This is a genomic window from Streptomyces sp. NPDC052040 (genome assembly GCF_044548405.1).
Taxonomy (GTDB): Bacteria; Actinomycetota; Actinomycetes; order Streptomycetales; family Streptomycetaceae; genus Streptomyces.
The window spans coordinates 1-16,024 of record NZ_JBIUBV010000028.1 but is presented as its reverse complement, the minus strand read 5'-3'; the positions used below and the strand labels follow the sequence as shown (position 1 = coordinate 16,024).

The window sequence follows — 16,024 nt, the reverse complement described above, 5'->3', positions numbered from 1 at the left end:
GATGCGGCCGGGCGGCCGGGGCCCCAAGGGGTTCCGGCCGCCCGGCCGCGTTCACCGGCGCGGGATCGGCGACGACAGCGGACCGCGCCGTGGGCACGAACTGGCTTGGAAGGAACGCGAGTTCACGCCGCTTCGGGCTCCAGCATACGTATTCGGAGCGGGCCGCGGTGAACATCGCCCCTCCCTCTTGCTGCCGGGACCTCCCCATGGGATACAGGTACAGACCAATCCCCGTGGAGGGAGGGGCCCTTGCGACGCGCCCTGGTACCGGTGATCTGCGGTCCGCTGCTCCTGGTGGCGTCCTGCGCCCTGGGCGGCCCCGGCGACGACGGCGGGCGACTGCTCCCGGCCCCGCTGGGGGTGACCGCCGTCGCGGGCAGCGCGACCAGCGTGCACGTCATGTGGAACAGCGTCTCGGGCGGCGGCGCGGATGTCGCCGGGTACGAGGTCTTCTGCGGGACCAGGAAGATGGCGGAGGTGTCCGCCGGGGAGCACATGGTGGACGTCGTCCGGCTCACCCCCTCGACGGCCTACGTCTTCACCGTCCGCGCCCGGGGCACCGACGGCGCCCTCGGTCCGCCCGGTCCCGAGGTGCGCGCCACCACACCGGCCGACGTCGCCTCCGACACCCGGGCCCCCACCCCGCCGGGGCGGCCGAGCGGCAAGGTGCTGGGGAGCCGAGCGGTCCAACTGGTCTGGGGCCGCTCGACGGACGACCGGGGCGTGGCGTCGTACGACATCTGGCAGGGCGGTACGAAGATCCACAGTGTGGGCGGCGCGCAGACCGGGACGGTGGTCACCGGGCTGCGGCCGGGCGTCCGCTACTCGTTCACCGTCCGCGCCCGCGACGCGGCCGGGAATGTGTCCCCGGCGAGCGATCCGGTCCCCCTCACCACCGCGCCGGGCGCACAGGAGGGGGCGGGCACCGCACCGGCCCGCTTCCGCGTCGGGACGCACCGGACCGTCGGCGCCTACTACCTGGACCTGTCCTGGGTGCCGCCGACGGTCGACGGCGTCATCACGGAGTACGGGATCGAGCTGGACGGACGGCCTGCCACCTCCCTGGTCTGGGGCGGGACGGCGCCGCGCGCCACGGCCGACTACAGCTTCTACGTGGGCCGACAGGCGGGCGTCTCCTACCGGGTGCGGATCCGGGCGAAGCTGCCGGACGGCACCTGGGGCGGCTACTCCCCCGAGGTGACGGTGACGACCGGCCCGTGACCCGGCCGACGGCACACCGCGCCCGGCGGCCGGGCCGGGTGGTCACCGGGGTGAGGGCAGGTTCCCGAGTTCCGCCAGGGCATGGGTCAGCCACTGGATCCAGAACGTCTCCAGATCGATACCGGCCCGCAGCACCAGATGCTGGATGCGGTCCTGGGCCGAGTCCCTGTCCGGCCCGAAGTCACGTTTCTCGATTTCCTGATACTCCATCAACTGCTGCTGATGGAGGGCGAGATGGTGCCGCAGGTCGGCCTCGATGCCCTCGGTGCCCACCACGGCCGCGGCGCGCAGCCGCAGCAGCAGCACATCGCGCATCGGCTTCGGTTCCTGGGACGTGGCCGCCCAGCGGGCCAGTTCGGCGCGGCCCGCGGGCAGGACCTCGTAGGACTTCTTCTGCCCGCGGGCCGGCTGCTCGGCCGGGAGGGCGCGGATGAGGCCGTCGCGTTCGAGCCGTCCCAGCTCGCGATAGATCTGCTGGTGGGTCGCCGACCAGAAGTAGCCGATCGACCTGTCGAACCTGCGGGTCAGGTCGAGACCTGAGGACGGCTTCTCCAGCAGGGCGGTCAGGATCGCGTGCGGGAGTGACATGGGCTCATCCTAGGGAGGCGGGAGACCGCGCCCCTACAGCGCCGCGGCCAGCTCCGTGCCCTGCTTGATCGCCCGCTTGGCGTCCAGCTCGGCGGCCACGTCGGCGCCGCCGATGAGGTGCGGCGTCCGGCCCGCGGCCAGCAGCTCCTCGTACAGGTCGCGGCGCGGCTCCTGACCCGTGCACAGCACGATCGTGTCCACCTCCAGGACCCGGCTCTCGCCGTCCACGGTGATGTGCAGGCCCTCATCGTCGATCCGGTCGTAGTGCACGCCCGGCACCATGGTGACTCCACGGTGCTTCAGCTCGGTGCGGTGGATCCAGCCGGTGGTCTTGCCGAGGCCCGCGCCGACCTTGGAGGTCTTGCGCTGGAGGAGGTGGACGGTGCGCGGCGGGGCGGGGCGCTCGGGGGCAGCGAGGCCGCCGGGGGCGCGGTAGTCCATGTCGACGCCCCAGTGGCGGAAGTACGTCGCCGGGTCCTCGCTCGCCTTGTCACCCGCGTCGGTGAGGTACTCGGCGACGTCGAAGCCGATACCGCCCGCGCCGAGGACGGCGACCCGGTCGCCCACGGGCGCGCCGTCCCGCAGGACGTCGAGGTAACCGAGGACGCGGGGGTGGTCGATGCCGGGGATCTCGGGGGTGCGGGGGGTGACACCGGTGGCGACGACGACCTCGTCGTGGTCGGCGAGGTCCGCTGCGGCGACCGGGGTGTTCAGCCGGACGTCGACGCCGTGCCGGTCGAGCTGGGCGCGGAAGTAGCGCAGTGTCTCGTCGAACTCCTGCTTGCCCGGGACCTTGCGGGCCACATTGAGCTGTCCGCCGATCCGGTCCGCCGCGTCGTAGAGCGTGACCTCATGACCGCGTTCGGCGGCGGACACGGCGCAGGCGAGACCCGCGGGTCCGGCGCCGACCACCGCGACGCGCTTGCGCAGCCTGGTCGGGGACAGCACCAGCTCGGTCTCGTGGCAGGCCCGGGGGTTGACCAGGCACGAGGTGATCTGCCCGCTGAAGGTGTGGTCGAGGCAGGCCTGATTGCAGCCGATGCAGGTGTTGATGGTCTCCGGGTGCCCGTCCGCGGCCTTGGCCACGAAGTCGGGGTCCGCGAGCATCGGGCGGGCCAGCGACACCATGTCGGCGTAGCCGTCGGCGAGCAACTGCTCGGCCAGCTCGGGGGTGTTGATGCGGTTGGTGGTGACCAGGGGGACCGATACGGAGCCCATGACCTTCTTGGTGACCCAGGCGTACGCGCCGCGCGGCACCGAGGTGGCGATGGTGGGGATACGGGCCTCGTGCCAGCCGACGCCGGTGTTGATGAGGGTCGCTCCGGCGGCCTCGACCGCCTTGGCGAGGGTGACGACCTCGTCGAAGGAGGAGCCGCCGGGGACGAGGTCCAGCATGGACAGCCGGTAGATGATGATGAAGTCGTCGCCCGCGGCCTCGCGGACCCGGCGCACGATCTCCACCGGGAAGCGCATCCGGTTCTCGTAGGAGCCGCCCCAGCGGTCCTCGCGCCGGTTGGTCCCCGCCGCGATGAACTCGTTGATGAGATAGCCCTCGGAGCCCATGATCTCCACACCGTCGTACCCGGCCAGACGGGCCAGGCGGGCGGCACGGGCGTAGTCGTCGATGGTCTGCTCGACCTCGGCGTCGGTGAGGGCGTGCGGGACGAAGGGGCTGATCGGGGCCTGGAGCGCGCTGGGCGCGACCAGGTCCTGGTGGTAGGCGTAGCGGCCGAAGTGGAGGATCTGCATCGCGATCCGCCCGCCCGCCTCGTGCACGGCCCGGGTGATGACGGAGTGCTGCTCGGCCTCCGCCTCGGTGGTGAGTTTGGCGCCGCCCTCGTAGGGGCGTCCGGCGTCGTTGGGGGCGATACCGCCGGTGACGATGAGCCCGGCACCGCCGCGGGCCCGGGCGGCGTAGAAGGCGGCCATGCGCTCAAAACCGCGCTCCGCCTCCTCCAGGCCGACATGCATCGAGCCCATGAGCACCCGGTTGGGCAGGGTGGTGAAGCCCAGGTCGAGCGGGGTCAGCAGATGGGGATAGCGGCTCATGGGGGCCCTCCGTCCGGCGTGTCGTCGCTCTGTTGTAGACGACGACGGGCCCATTGTGCAACTAGTTGCACAATGGGCCGGGGTCGGAGCGGGGGTGCTGGGAGCGTCGCCCCAGGAAGGAGCCGCACGGGCCCGAAACAGTTCAGGGCGTACGGGCCCGACCGGTTCAGGGCGTACGGGTGGCGATGAGGACATGGGCGTGCCACTCGTCCGAGACGGCGAGCCGGGTCCGCAGTCCCCCGCGGGTGAAGGCTTCCACGGCCGGGGGCACCTGGTGTTCGCCCGTCTCCACGAGCAGGGAGCCGCCGGGGGCCAGCCACCGGGCCGCCTCCCCGGCGACCCGGCGGAGCACGTCCAGACCGTCCGCGCCCCCGTCCAGCGCGACCAGCGGCTCATGGTCCCGAGCCTCGGCGGGCAGCAGCGCGACCTCGCGGGTGGGCACATAGGGCACGTTCGCTGCCAGCAGGTCGATACGGCCGCGCAGTTCCCCGGGCAGCGCGGCGAACAGGTCACCCTCGTGCACCCGGCCGCCGTACGCGGCGACATTGCCACGGGCGCAGCGGACCGCGGCGGGCTCGATGTCGGCCGCGTGCAGTTCGGGCCCGTCGAGCGCGGCGGCGAGGGCGGCGCCGACCGCTCCGGAGCCACAGCACAGATCCACCACGACCCGGGCGTCCCGCCCGAGGGCCAGGGCCTGGCGGACCAGGAACTCGGTGCGCCGGCGAGGCACGAAGACCCCCGGCTCGACGGTGATGCGCAGCCCGTGGAACTCGGCCCAGCCCAGGACCTGTTCGAGGGGCAGCCCCGCGACCCGCCGGGCGACCATGGCGGCGGCCTCGTCGGGGGTGCGGGCGGTGATGAGGATCAGGTCCGCCTCGTCCTCGGCGAAGACACAGCCGGCGGAACGCAGAGCGGAGACGACGCGCGAACGCGACATGGACGACGTGGAGGGCATGGGTGGCGTGGGTGGCATGGGAGCCGAAAGCCTTTCGGTGGACCGAAGGGCGCTCTCGCGGTCACCCGGCGGGGTGAGACGCGCCGTTCCGAGGTGAGAGCACCCGAGCCGACACTGCGGAAATGGGTCTCACCTCCTCGGTCACCACCGGCCGGGGCGGTCCGCGGCCAGGACGAAAACCTTAGCAGGGCGGATCAGGCGGTCCGCAGGGCCGTCGCGAAGGCCGCGGGCGGGCGGCGAGGGCCGCCTCGGATCATTCCGGTTGTACTCTACAACCGGAATGATCCGAGGCGGCTGAGGAGGCGTCCGTGCAGGCAGTCGAGGCGTCCGGCACCACCGACGACCCCGGGCGGGACCCCGCCGCGCCCGCGGAAGGCCGGGCCGAGGCGGCCGTCGAGACCATCCATCGCGAGCTGACCACGTTCGCCCGGCGCGCCCGCGCCTCGGCCGGGCGGATGCACCCGGAACTCTCCCTGGTCTCGTACACCCTCCTCGGCCACCTGGAGGAGAGCGGCGGCTGCCGTACGACCGACCTGGCCGAGCACTACGCACTGGACAAGTCCACGGTCAGCCGCCAGGTGGCGGCCCTGGAGCGGGCCGATCTGATCGAACGACGGCTCGACCCCGCCGACCACCGGGTGCAGGTGCTGCACCTCACGGAGGCGGGCACCCGGATCCTGGCCCAGGTCACCGAGAGCCGCCGGGAGGCCTTCCGGGAACGGCTCGCGGGCTGGCCGGAGGAGGACCTGAGCCGCTTCGCCGCGTATCTGCTGCGCTACAACGCGGCTGCGGCGAGCGGCCGTTGAGGCCGACCGGGGCGCCCCTCAGCGCACCCCCACCCGTGCGTCCGCCAAGGGATGCGGGACCCGGGCCGAGAGGAATCTCGTACGGCGGCGGAGCCTGAAGCCGAGGGACTCGTAGAGGCGGATGGCGTTGGTGTTGGCCGCGCCCGTGTGCAGGAAGGGCGTCTCGCCGCGCTCCCGGATGCCGTGCGCGACGGCCAGGATCAGCCGGGTCGCCAGTCCCTCGCCACGGAACGCCGGGTCGGTGCAGACGGCGCTGATCTCGGTCCAGCCCGGCGGGTGCAGCCGCTCGCCCGCCATGGCGATCAGGGCGCCGCCGCGGCGGATGCCCAGATAGGTTCCCAGTTCGATGGTGCGCGGCATGAACGGTCCCGGCTGGGTCCGCTCGACCAGGTCCAGCATGTCCGGCACATCGGCCGGAGTGAGCCGTACGGCCTCCGGCTCCGGGGCGGCGGCGACCCCGTCGTCAACGAGCTGCACACCGTCCACGTCGAAGGTGATCTCCCAGCCCTGCGGAAGTTCACCCCTGAAGCCGGGCAGCGGGGCTTCGGCGCCCGCACCCGCGAGGGCCGCGAGGTCGGCCCAGTCGTCGGCGCCGGGCTCGTCGGGCAGCCCCACCCAGGGCGAGACGTCCGTCGGGTAGCGCAGCACACGGCCGCGCCCCTCGGCGAAGCGGGCGTGCGGGCCGGTCAGCGAGGCCAGTGCGGGGTTGTCGAGGACATGCGGGGCGCCGCTCGTGCTGTCGCTCATGCGCCGACCTCGATCACGACCTTGCCCCGGGTGTGGCCCTCTTCGACGGCGCGCAGCGCCTCTCCGGCCCGCTCCAGCGGGTAGGTCCGGGTGACCCACGGGGACAGATCGCCGCGCACCACCAGCCGCGCGACCTCGTCCAGCACCGCGGTGGTGCGGGCCCGTGCCACGGGCGCCCCGCCCAGCCGCTCGACCTCCTGGCGCGCCGCGGCCGAGATGAGCCTCGACCGGTCGTCGAGCAGGGCCGCCACCTCCTGGAGTACGTCCCCGCCGACGAGGTCGTAGACGCCGTCCACCCCCTGCGGGGCGGCGGCCCGCACCCGCGCGGCCAGGTCGGGGCCCGCGACGACATGGGTGGCGCCGAGGTCCTCGACGAAGTCCTTCTTGGCCTCGCTGGCCGTGCCGACCACCCGCAGGCCGAAGGCCCGGGCGATCTGGACGACGGCGACACCGACTCCGCCGCCCGCGCCCGTGACCAGCAGCGTCGCCCCGGCGGGCAGGTCCAGCTGGCGGAGCCCGTCGTAGGCGGTGGCCGCAGCGACCGGCAGGACCGCGGCATCGGCGAAGGAGAGTTCCTCCGGCAGATGTGCGGTCACCGCGGCGGGGAGCAGCGCGTACTCGGCGTAGCCGCCGGACACGGTGTTGCCGAAGACGGCGTCCCCCGCGGCGAAGCCGGTCACGCCCTCGCCGGTCTGCTCGACGACTCCGGCCGCCTCGTTGCCGAAGACCCGGGGAGAGTCCGGTTCGCCGGTGTCACCGGGGCGCCGGAAGAAGCCCGCGCGGAGCTTCCAGTCGACGGGATTGACGCCCGCCGCGCGCACCGCGACGAGAATCTGTCCGGGGCCCGGTACGGGCCGTTCCGCGTCGACGAAGGTCTCGGTCTCCGGGCCGCCGTACCGCGTGTACGCGTACGCCTTGGGCATCTCCTGCCTCGCTCTCCTCCGCTTGGTGCCGACGGCCGGTCCCGGGAACCCGTGCACCGGCCACTCATGGCCAAGGAAGATCACTGGAGGGCTATTCCCGGGCGGCCGCGAATTCCCGCACCCACAAGGATCCGGACACGGACCGGGGTGGGGCCCCGCAGCCCCGATGTCCGCCTCCGCCCGCAGGCCGCAGCGTGGAAGCGGCGCCGGGTTTCCGGGCCACCTGGCCGGAAAGGCCGCCGGGGAGGAGAATCGGCGGAAAAGGCCGTTTCATGCCGGAAGCTTCCAAGGTCGCGTCCGCGCCGCGTTCGATGTCCGTCCGCGCCGCGGCCGCGCCACTCCGTGAACGGTCGGCCCTGGGCCGAGGGGCCCTCGGGTGCGGCCGGTCCGGCATGTGCGGGTCCCGGATGCGGGGCGTATCGGGCCACCGTCGCCGTCGGGCGCGAGCGGCGGGGCTTCGTACGGGTCCACCGCTTCGGCGGCGGGCCGGTGCACCGCGGGCGTTGTTCGTGGCAAGGGGCGGGGTGCGGGTCCCCCGGGGACCCCGACCCCTCCACGAGCGGGACGCGGCGGCAAGGAGGTCGAGATGCGAACCTGGCTGCGCGGCTGGCGCTGGCGGCCCAATCCGCTGCGCCGGCGATCGGATGTCATCGAGGCATGGACCTCGCTCCTTCTCGCCGTGCTGTTGTGCGTGGGAGCTCCCCTCATCGGCGCGGTCGTGGGCTGGTGGGCCTACGACGGCGCGCACGCGGCCCAGGCCGCCCAGCGCGCCGAGCGCCATCAGGTACCCGCGGTGCTCGTCCAGGACGCCCCGGCCGCACCGCCCTCGAACCAGGGCGTCCGGCAGGCCCTGTACCGCGCGCAGGTGCGCTGGACCGAGCCCGGCAAGGGCACCCGGACGACCGCCGCGCAGGTCCCGGCCGGTTCGCTGCGCGGCGAACAGGTACGGGTCTGGCTGGACACGAGGGGCCAGGGCACGGGCCCGCCGCTCAGTGACGCCGCGGTGTGGCAGCACGGCCTGACGTCCGGGGTGTGGACCGCGGCCGGGGCGGCCGGGGTGGTCTTCCTGGGCCGCGCGGTGATCGGCCGGGTCGCCGAGCGGCACCGCATGGCGGAGTGGGAGGACGAGTGGGCCCGCACCGGTCCGGACTGGGGTCGGCGCAACGCCTGACCGGCGACCGACCGGGACCCCGGAACCCACAACCCCGGCTCACGGGCCGCCAGACCGTCCGGCCACCCGGCCGCCTGACGACCCGCCCGCCCGGCCACCCGGCGGATTCGCCCCCTGGTGGCCTCCCGGACGTCGCCGTACGGTGTGATCGCCGCGTCCCCGACGTCAAGGCGGTCCTCATGGCCCTGTTCGACCTGCCGCTCGACGGGCTCCGCGCGTACCGCAGCGCCTCGGTGGAGCCCTCGGACTTCGACGCGTTCTGGGCGAAGACCTTGCGGGAGGCCCGCGAACACCCCCTGGACGCCCGCTTCGAGCCGGTCGGAACGGGCCTGCGGACGGTCCAGGTGTTCGACGCCACCTTCGCCGGATACGGCGGCCATCCGGTCAAGGGCTGGCTGACGGTACCGGCGTCCGCGGACGGGCCGCTGCCCACGGTCGTGGAGTTCATCGGCTACGGCGGCGGGCGCTCGCTTCCGCACACCCATCTGCTGTGGGCCTCGGCGGGGTTCGCGCACTTCGTGATGGACACCCGGGGGCAGGGAAGCGCCTGGGGCGGCGGCGACACGGCCGACCCGGTGGGCAGCGCACCGGCCTTCCCCGGTTTTATGACGCGCGGCGTCGAGAACCCCGAAACGTACTACTACCGACGGCTGTTCACCGATGGGGTGCGGGCCGTGGAGGCAGCCCGGACGCATCCGCTGGCCGACGCCTCCCGCACCGCGGTCATCGGCACCAGCCAGGGCGGCGGCATCACCATCGCGGTCGGCGGTCTCGTACCGGATCTGGCGGCGGTCGCCCCGGATGTGCCGTTCCTGTGCGACTTCCCGCGCGCGACCACGCTCACGGACCGGCGGCCGTACCGGGAGATCGGCGACTATCTCAAGACACACCGCGGCCGCACCGAGCAGGTGATGCGGACCCTTGCCTACTTCGACGGAGTGCACTTCGCCGCGCGCGGCCGGGCGCCCGCGCTGTTCTCGGCCGCGCTGGAGGACCAGACCTGCCCGCCCTCCACGGTCTTCGCCGCCTTCAACGCCTGGGCGCACGAGGACAAGAGGATCGACGTCTACGACTTCAACGACCACGAGGGCGGCGGCCCCTTCCACGAGGCGGTCCAACTCGGCTGGCTTCCGGCCCACTTCTGAGGACGCCCACGGTCCTGATCCGGCCGAACTGCCGGACCACCCTTCCCTGGTGGTTTAGACCAATGCTAGATGTGGTCGCGCACCGGTCCCGTACGGCTACGTCTTGTCACCAGGAGGTACGGACATGGCCCGCTCCGTCCCGCCCGACCACCCGCTCCCCCGCCCGCGCGAGGAACCGCTCTACGGGAGGATCGCCGCCGAACTGCTGGGCGAACTGCGCGACGGCGGCATTCCGCCGGGCGAACGGCTCCCCGGGGAACGGCAGTTGGCCGCGCACTTCCGGGTCAGCCGGGAGACCGTGCGGCAGGCGCTCCAGTCCCTGCGGCGCGCGGGCCTGGTCGCCACCGACCGCCGCGACAGCCACGCGGTACTGCCCGGCACCACGGCCGAGCACGTCCCCTCGCTGGCCTTTCCGGTGGGCGCGCGGGGCACGGAACCCGGCCGGGCCAGCGTCACCTGGGAGGTCCCCTCCCCCGCACACGCCCAGGAGTTGGGCCTGGCACCGCGCCGCCCCACCCTCGTCCACCGCTACTCCTCGGCCGCCGCGGACGGCAGCGGCGCACGGACGGCCGTGACCTCCTTCTCGGCGGTCGCCGTCGCCGAGGTACCGGAACTGGCCCGCTACCGCGACCGGGCGGACGGCAGGACCTCGGCCGAACTGTGGCGCGCCTACGACTGGATGCGCACGGCCGGTCTGACCCTGCACCACCGGGACGCGATCCGTCCGCTGCCGCCGACCGTACGGGTGACCCGGCGCGTGCACGACCAGTGGGACCGCCCCCTGGAGATCACCGACCTCCTGGTGGAGCCACCGCACGAAGCCCTGGTCTACGAGTTCACCCTCCCCGCAGCCTGAGCCCCCAAAAAAAGGCATTGGCCCGCACAACCACCGCGGACCCCTGGCGAGTGGTACAGTGCCAGCGGTGGCCGTGTGCGCCCCTGTTTCGGGTGCCGGTGCCTTTCCTTCTCCTCTTTGCCCGGGTATGCCGATCCCTCCGCCGATGGTGCGGTCCGGCATACCGGCCTTCCGGTATCACCTCGCGTATCACCTCGTGACCGGCGGATCCCCGCGGTGTCGAGGTGTTCTTCCCCGCCGCGGCCAGGCGTGAGCGTGCCGCCTCGCGGCTCTTCCCTCCTTCCCTCCCTTCCTTCCTGTCCTCCGTCCGTGAAAGGACCTCGGATGACCACCACACTCGAACACCCTCCCGTGACGCACCGGCAGACGGAACAGACCGTCACCGGAGTCCTCGACGTCGACCATGGCGGAAAGGGGCGGTTGCGCCCCCACGACTGCCGGTCCACCCCCGCCGACCCCCAGGTCTCACCGGCCCTGATCCGCCGCCATGCCCTGCGCAGGGGCGACACCCTTCTGGGTGTCCGGGACGGCCGGGCCCTCACCGAGGTGACGCAGGTCAACGGTCTGGCGCCCGGTGCGCTGCGCGGGCGACCGCACTTCCACGACCTCACCCCGGTCCATCCGCACCAGCGGCTGCGGCTCGAACACCCCGCGGCAGGCACCTCCGGACGCGTCGTCGACCTGTTCGCGCCGGTCGGCAAGGGGCAACGCGGGCTGATCGTCGCCCCGCCGAGGACCGGCAAGACCGTACTGCTCCAGCAGACCGCCGCGGCCGTCGCAGCGAACCACCCCGAGTGCCGGCTGATGGTGGTGCTGCTCGACGAGCGCCCCGAGGAGGTCACCGACATGCGGCGCTCGGTGCGCGGCGAGGTGTACGCCTCCACGTTCGACCGGACACCGAAGGAGCACATCGCGCTCGCGGAACTCGTCGTGGAGCGGGCCAAGCGGCTGGTGGAGCAGGGCCAGGACGTGGTCGTCCTGCTCGACTCGCTCACCCGGCTGTGCCGGGCGCACAACAACGCGGCCGCCGCCGGGGGACGCATCCTGAGCGGCGGGGTCGACGCCACCGCCCTGCACGGGCCCAAGCGGCTCTTCGGCGCCGCCCGTCCGGCCGAGGAGGGCGGCTCGCTCACCATCCTCGCCACCGCCCTGGTCGAGACGGGTTCCCGCGCCGACGAGTTCTTCTTCGAGGAGCTGAAGAGCACCGGCAACATGGAACTGCGGCTGGACCGGGACCTCGCCTCCCACCGGATCCACCCGGCCGTCGACATCGCCGGGTCCGGCACCCGCCGGGAGGAACTCCTGCTGTCCCCGGCCGAGTTGACGGCCGTACGGGGGCTTCGCCGCGCCCTGTCCTCGCGGGACGCCAAGGCGAACCTGGAGACCCTGCTGGAGCGGATGCGGGCCACCCCCGACAACGCGGCGTTCCTGCGCCGGATCGCGCCCACCCTGCCCGGGGACTGACACCCCGGCAGGCCCCGCCGTCCGGCTTCCGGGTGCCCGATGCCTCCACTCGGCCCACGCTGCCCGGGCGAGGGCGCCAAGACCGTTCCTACGGTGGCCAGTATGACCGTAGGACTCTCATTCCGTGTCGTCGTCTCCGGCTGCGCCCTCGGCCTGGCCTGGACGGCGGCCCTCGCACCGCACACCGCCGCGGCCGTCACCGAGCCCGGCCCCGGGGCTCCGCAGACCGCGGCCCCCATGTCCTCGTCCTCGCTCTACACGTCGGGAACCGTCGTACGGCAGCGCCCGGGCGTCCCCCAGGTGCCGGAGCTGTCCGCGCTGTCGTGGCTGGTCGCCGACGCCGACAGCGGCCAGGTGCTGGCCGCGCACGACGCCCACCGCCCGCTGCCGCCCGCCAGCACCCTGAAGACCCTGTTCGCCCTCACCGTGCTGCCGGGGCTGCCCGCCGAGGGCCGGCACACCGTCAGCGCGCGGGAGCTCAAGGACATCGGGCCCGGCAGCAGCCTCGTCGGAGTCCGGGAAGGGGACACCTACCAGATCAGCGACCTGTGGCGAGGGGTGTTCCTGAACTCCGGCAACGACGCCGTCCACGTCCTGGCCTCGCTCAACGGCGGAGTGGACAGCACGGTCCGTCAGATGCAGGCCAAGGCCCGCTCCCTGGGCGCCTTGGACACCCATGTGGTCTCACCCGACGGCTACGACGCCGTCGGCCAGGTGTCCTCGGCCTACGATCTCGCCGTGTTCGGGCGGGCCGGGCTCAAGAACCCGGATTTCGCGCGCTACTGCTCCACCGTGGAGGCAAGCTTCCCCGGCGACAACGGTGACACCTTCGAGATCGCCAACACCAACCGGCTGCTGACCGGGCGCAACGGCGTCGCGCCCTACCCCGGCCTGATCGGCGTCAAGAACGGCTACACCACCAACGCGGGCAACACCCTGGTGGCCGCGGCGCGCCATGCCGGGCGCACCGTCCTGGTCACCGTGATGAACCCGCAGGCGGGCGGTGGCTTCGCGGTCTACGAGGAGGCCCGCTCGCTGCTCGACTGGGGCTTCGCCGCTGCCGGTCGGGTGACACCGGTGGGCTCACTGGCCTCCGAGCGGCCGACGGTGTCCCGGGCCGGTCCGACCGCGCTGCCGAAGACGCCTCCCGCGGCGGCGGGCGGCGCGGACGGCCGACTGGAACGGGAGATGCTCGCGGGTGCGGTGGGGGCGGGTGTGGGCACGGCGGTGGCGCTGACGCTGTGGCTGTCGCTGCGGAGAAGGCGTTCGGCGCGGGACTGACCGGTCGGCAGCCCGAGCAGCAGCCCGAGGGTGATCCAGGTGTAGGTGTTGCTGCCGAGGAAGCCGTCGATGCCCGACGCGTCGTTGAACCACAGCCACACCACGCTGCTGCACAGCAGCCCGTAGAGGACGGCCGCGGTCCGCCAGTGGCGGGCGCGCAGCAGCACGGCGAAGGACGGCAGCAGCCAGACCAGGTGGTGCACCCAGGTGATGGGGCTGACCAGGCAGGCGGTCAGCCCGGTGAGGGCGAAGGCGCCCGCCCAGTCACCGGCCCGCACGGCGCGGTGGGTGCGCCACACCCATACCGCGAGGACCAGCACGACGACCGTCGCCCAGGCGGCGTGGCTGGGCGCGGCGGGTGCGGCGAGGCGGGCGAAGACACCCTGGAGCGACTGGTTGGAGACATAGTCCAGGCGGCCGATGCGGGAGGTGTCCCAGACGGCGTGCGTCCAGTAGAAGCGGGAGGCGCCCGGCGCGGCCCAGGCCGCGAGCAGGGTCGCGGCGGTGGCGACCGCCGTCGCCACGGCCGCGGCCCACCAGCGCCGGGCGATCAGCAGCAGGCCGATGAAGACCGCGGGGGTCAGCTTCACGGCCGCCGCGAGTCCGATGCCCGCGCCCGCAAGGCGCCCGCGCCCGGCGGACAGCAGCCGGGCGTCGGCGAGGACGAGGACCAGCAGCAGCAGATTGACCTGGCCGAAACTGATGGTGTCCCGGACCGGTTCGAACAGCGCCAGCGCGCAGGCGGCCAGCGTCCAGCCGAACCAGCCGTGGCGGCGCAGTTCCGGGCCGAACAGGAACCACAGCACCAGGGCGGCGGCCGCGAGGTTCAGCAGCAGCGCGACCACGATGGCGGCGCCGAGGCCGACGTACGCCATGGGCAGCATGCTCAGGGCGGCGAACGGCGGATAGGTGAACCCGTAGGCCGTGCCCGGCACCCGGTAGTCGTAGAGGTGGCCGCCGTGGTGGACCCAGGTGTGCACGGCGCCGTAGTAGACGCGCAGGTCGAACCAGTCGCGCAGCAGCGGGATCGTGGCGGTGAAGACGGCGACCGCGGCGGCGAGTCCGAGCGCCAGGGCTCCTCGGCCCTTCCCGGTGTGCGGCGCTCTCATGCGGTCCGTCCCAGCACCGGCGCCTGGGCGGCCTGGTGCGCCTGCCAGAGCACCACGACCGCGAGGACTCCGCCGGAGACGGCCAGCAGCACCTGGGCGAGGTCGGGGGACCCGCCGCTGGGCAGCACCGCGAGCGCGAGGACCGCGGTGGCGGCCGCCACCCGGTGGCGCACCGAGGTACTGGGCGCGGCGGCCGCGATGAGGAACAGCCCCCACAGGGCGTACCAGGGACGGATCGCCGGGCCCAGAACGGCCAGCACGGCAAGGCTGAGGCCGAGCGCGTAGACCGGGGCGGGCCGCCATCGCAGCCAGATGAACAGCACAGCGATCATTGTCGCCAGCAGTCCGGCGGCGTGCCAGACGGGGATCGCCAGGGGCGCGAGATCACTGCCGAGCCCGGCGAGCAGCCGCCCGGTGACCCGGCCGAGAACACTGGTGGGCGACCAGTTGTGCGGGGAGATCGGCGTTTTCAGGGCGGCGACCCAGCCGTAGCCCGTACCGGTGACCGCGGTGACCGCCACTGTGGTGACGAGCGCGGTCACCGCCGTCGTCACGACCGCCCGGACGACGCCCCGGTGACGGCGCAGCGCGACGACGGCCAGCAGGCCGAGCACGGCCGGGGCCTTGACCAGCGCGGCGAGGGTGATCAGGACGACGCCGAGGGGGTGCAGCCGTCCCCGGGCGGCGAGCAGTCCCATGCCGAGCAGGCCCAGCATGATGGCGTCGTTGTGGGCACCGGCCACCAGATGGAGCAGGACCAGCGGGTTGAGGGCGCCCAGCCAGAGCGCGGCCGCCGGGTCGGCGCCGCACTGCCGGGCCAGCCGGGGCAGTGCGAGGGCCATCAGGGCCACGCCGAGGAGCGCGACCAGCCGCATGCCGAGCAGCCCGGCGGGCAGTTCACCGCGGGTCAGTCCGGAGAGCGCGGAGGCGACGGCGAGGAAGACCGGCCCGTAGGGGGCCCCGGTGTTCCGCCACACCGGGGCGACCTGGTCCGCGAGCGGGCCGCCGAGCTGGGCCGGTCCGTGCGCGTACACGTCGATATGGGCGTCGACCATGGCGCCCTGCGCGAGATAGCTGTAGACGTCCCGGCTGAACAGGGGCGGTGCGAGCAGCAGGGGGGCGGCCCAGACGGCGAGGACCAGCAGCAGGGCGCGCGGCGAGGGCGGCTCGGGGCCGCGGACCACCCGGCCCAGCAGCGCCCAGGCCGCGATCAGCAGCACCACGCCGAAGTAGACCCCGACCAGTCCGAGAGCGGCCCGCCCCGACTCGGGGGAGACCAGATCGCCGACCGGCAGGGCTCCGGCGGTCTCACCGCCCAGTGCGAGGAAGGCGGTACCGGCCAGACCGAGCGCCTGGCAGCGGCGGAGATCGACGGGGAAAACCATGGCCAACACTCGGGAAGCGTGGCAACGCCGAATGGCTGGAAGGCGACGCTCGCCCCTCGCGGGGGCGGCCTGTGCGTGACCGCCGTGTGTCCGGTGCCACGGGGGCCACCCGGGGGCGCGGGGGCGGCGGGGGCGCGGGATCGGACGGCGTGCGCATGCCGCCCAAGGGGCGCCCGGAGGACCGGGTGCGGGGCCCCCCCCCGCCCCGGGGGGGGGGGCCCCCCCCCACCCCCCCCCCCCCGGGGGGGGGGGGCCCCGGGCCCCCCCCGGCCGCCCCCCCCCCCCCTTGCCCCCCGGGGCCCGCCCCCGGCCCCCCACCCCCCC

13 protein-coding genes and 1 pseudogene are annotated in these 16,024 nt (G+C 73.7%); 7 read left to right on the top strand and 7 right to left on the bottom strand.

All coding sequences use genetic code 11. The annotated features are described in order from the left end of the window. Positions 1-249 precede the first annotated feature (249 nt). Positions 250-1,221 carry a fibronectin type III domain-containing protein gene (locus ACIHAA_RS31515; protein WP_399823193.1) on the top strand — a complete coding sequence of 324 codons (972 nt, stop codon included), beginning with the start codon at positions 250-252 and terminating at the stop codon, positions 1,219-1,221. A gap of 42 nt (positions 1,222-1,263) precedes the next feature. Here the strand turns inward: ACIHAA_RS31515 and ACIHAA_RS31510 are convergent, their stop codons facing one another. The 3 genes from ACIHAA_RS31510 to ACIHAA_RS31500 all read right to left on the bottom strand — a co-directional run bounded on the left by ACIHAA_RS31510 (position 1,264) and on the right by ACIHAA_RS31500 (position 4,795). Continuing rightward, positions 1,264-1,809, bottom strand: a complete 546-nt coding sequence (locus ACIHAA_RS31510) for a PadR family transcriptional regulator (protein WP_399823191.1) — start codon at positions 1,807-1,809, stop codon at positions 1,264-1,266. A 33-nt stretch (positions 1,810-1,842) separates the two neighbouring features. Continuing rightward, entirely contained in the window at positions 1,843-3,858 is a 2,016-nt protein-coding gene (locus ACIHAA_RS31505; RefSeq protein ID WP_399823190.1) for an FAD-dependent oxidoreductase, read from the bottom strand. 166 nt (positions 3,859-4,024) lie between these two features. After that, positions 4,025-4,795 carry a putative protein N(5)-glutamine methyltransferase gene (locus ACIHAA_RS31500; protein ID WP_399823188.1) on the bottom strand — a complete coding sequence of 257 codons (771 nt, stop codon included), beginning with the start codon at positions 4,793-4,795 and terminating at the stop codon, positions 4,025-4,027. 419 nt (positions 4,796-5,214) lie between these two features. Between ACIHAA_RS31500 and ACIHAA_RS31495 the strand changes: the two genes are divergently transcribed. Further along, positions 5,215-5,619, top strand: coding sequence for a MarR family winged helix-turn-helix transcriptional regulator (locus ACIHAA_RS31495; RefSeq protein ID WP_399823215.1), 405 nt, complete (start codon positions 5,215-5,217; stop codon positions 5,617-5,619). Between the two features lie 18 nt (positions 5,620-5,637). Here the strand turns inward: ACIHAA_RS31495 and ACIHAA_RS31490 are convergent, their stop codons facing one another. Together ACIHAA_RS31490 and ACIHAA_RS31485 are read right to left on the bottom strand one after the other, a co-directional pair. Further along, positions 5,638-6,366, bottom strand: a complete 729-nt coding sequence (locus ACIHAA_RS31490; RefSeq protein ID WP_399823186.1) for a GNAT family N-acetyltransferase — start codon at positions 6,364-6,366, stop codon at positions 5,638-5,640. Next, complete coding sequence (locus tag ACIHAA_RS31485; RefSeq protein ID WP_399823185.1) at positions 6,363-7,289, bottom strand: NADP-dependent oxidoreductase; 927 nt, start codon at positions 7,287-7,289, stop codon at positions 6,363-6,365. The genes ACIHAA_RS31490 and ACIHAA_RS31485 overlap by 4 nt, the downstream gene beginning before the upstream one ends. A gap of 586 nt (positions 7,290-7,875) precedes the next feature. Between ACIHAA_RS31485 and ACIHAA_RS31480 the strand changes: the two genes are divergently transcribed. The 5 genes and pseudogenes from ACIHAA_RS31480 to ACIHAA_RS31460 form a co-directional block, all read left to right on the top strand. Further along, positions 7,876-8,460, top strand: a complete 585-nt coding sequence (locus ACIHAA_RS31480; protein ID WP_399823183.1) for a hypothetical protein — start codon at positions 7,876-7,878, stop codon at positions 8,458-8,460. Between the two features lie 179 nt (positions 8,461-8,639). Further along, positions 8,640-9,605: an acetylxylan esterase gene (locus ACIHAA_RS31475; RefSeq protein ID WP_399823181.1), complete on the top strand. Its 966-nt coding sequence runs from the start codon at positions 8,640-8,642 to the stop codon at positions 9,603-9,605. A 124-nt stretch (positions 9,606-9,729) separates the two neighbouring features. Beyond that, complete coding sequence (locus ACIHAA_RS31470; protein WP_399823179.1) at positions 9,730-10,461, top strand: GntR family transcriptional regulator; 732 nt, start codon at positions 9,730-9,732, stop codon at positions 10,459-10,461. A gap of 324 nt (positions 10,462-10,785) precedes the next feature. Next, positions 10,786-11,925 (top strand): transcription termination factor Rho, encoded by a 1,140-nt coding sequence (gene rho, locus ACIHAA_RS31465; protein WP_399823177.1) that lies wholly within the window; start codon positions 10,786-10,788, stop codon positions 11,923-11,925. Between the two features lie 39 nt (positions 11,926-11,964). Continuing rightward, positions 11,965-12,858: pseudogene (locus ACIHAA_RS31460) on the top strand (D-alanyl-D-alanine carboxypeptidase family protein); the annotation flags it as partial. A gap of 83 nt (positions 12,859-12,941) precedes the next feature. Here ACIHAA_RS31460 and ACIHAA_RS31455 read toward each other — a convergent pair. Then, complete coding sequence (locus ACIHAA_RS31455) at positions 12,942-14,315, bottom strand: glycosyltransferase 87 family protein (protein WP_399823175.1); 1,374 nt, start codon at positions 14,313-14,315, stop codon at positions 12,942-12,944. Then, positions 14,312-15,700 (bottom strand): polyprenol phosphomannose-dependent alpha 1,6 mannosyltransferase MptB, encoded by a 1,389-nt coding sequence (gene mptB, locus ACIHAA_RS31450; RefSeq protein ID WP_399823173.1) that lies wholly within the window; start codon positions 15,698-15,700, stop codon positions 14,312-14,314. Before mptB ends, ACIHAA_RS31455 begins: the two co-directional genes overlap by 4 nt. Positions 15,701-16,024 lie beyond the last annotated feature (324 nt).

What these genes read in the sequence shown, in the direction of transcription:
- ACIHAA_RS31455 (WP_399823175.1), bottom strand. Translation starts at nt 14,315, where the DNA reads ATGAGAGCGCCGCACACCGGGAAGGGCCGAGGAGCCCTGGCGCTCGGA.
- ACIHAA_RS31490 (WP_399823186.1), bottom strand. Translation starts at nt 6,366, where the DNA reads ATGAGCGACAGCACGAGCGGCGCCCCGCATGTCCTCGACAACCCCGCA.
- ACIHAA_RS31480 (WP_399823183.1), top strand. Translation starts at nt 7,876, where the DNA reads ATGCGAACCTGGCTGCGCGGCTGGCGCTGGCGGCCCAATCCGCTGCGC.
- ACIHAA_RS31470 (WP_399823179.1), top strand. Translation starts at nt 9,730, where the DNA reads ATGGCCCGCTCCGTCCCGCCCGACCACCCGCTCCCCCGCCCGCGCGAG.
- rho (WP_399823177.1), top strand. Translation starts at nt 10,786, where the DNA reads ATGACCACCACACTCGAACACCCTCCCGTGACGCACCGGCAGACGGAA.
- ACIHAA_RS31505 (WP_399823190.1), bottom strand. Translation starts at nt 3,858, where the DNA reads ATGAGCCGCTATCCCCATCTGCTGACCCCGCTCGACCTGGGCTTCACC.
- ACIHAA_RS31475 (WP_399823181.1), top strand. Translation starts at nt 8,640, where the DNA reads ATGGCCCTGTTCGACCTGCCGCTCGACGGGCTCCGCGCGTACCGCAGC.
- ACIHAA_RS31485 (WP_399823185.1), bottom strand. Translation starts at nt 7,289, where the DNA reads ATGCCCAAGGCGTACGCGTACACGCGGTACGGCGGCCCGGAGACCGAG.
- mptB (WP_399823173.1), bottom strand. Translation starts at nt 15,700, where the DNA reads ATGGTTTTCCCCGTCGATCTCCGCCGCTGCCAGGCGCTCGGTCTGGCC.
- ACIHAA_RS31510 (WP_399823191.1), bottom strand. Translation starts at nt 1,809, where the DNA reads ATGTCACTCCCGCACGCGATCCTGACCGCCCTGCTGGAGAAGCCGTCC.
- ACIHAA_RS31500 (WP_399823188.1), bottom strand. Translation starts at nt 4,795, where the DNA reads ATGTCGCGTTCGCGCGTCGTCTCCGCTCTGCGTTCCGCCGGCTGTGTC.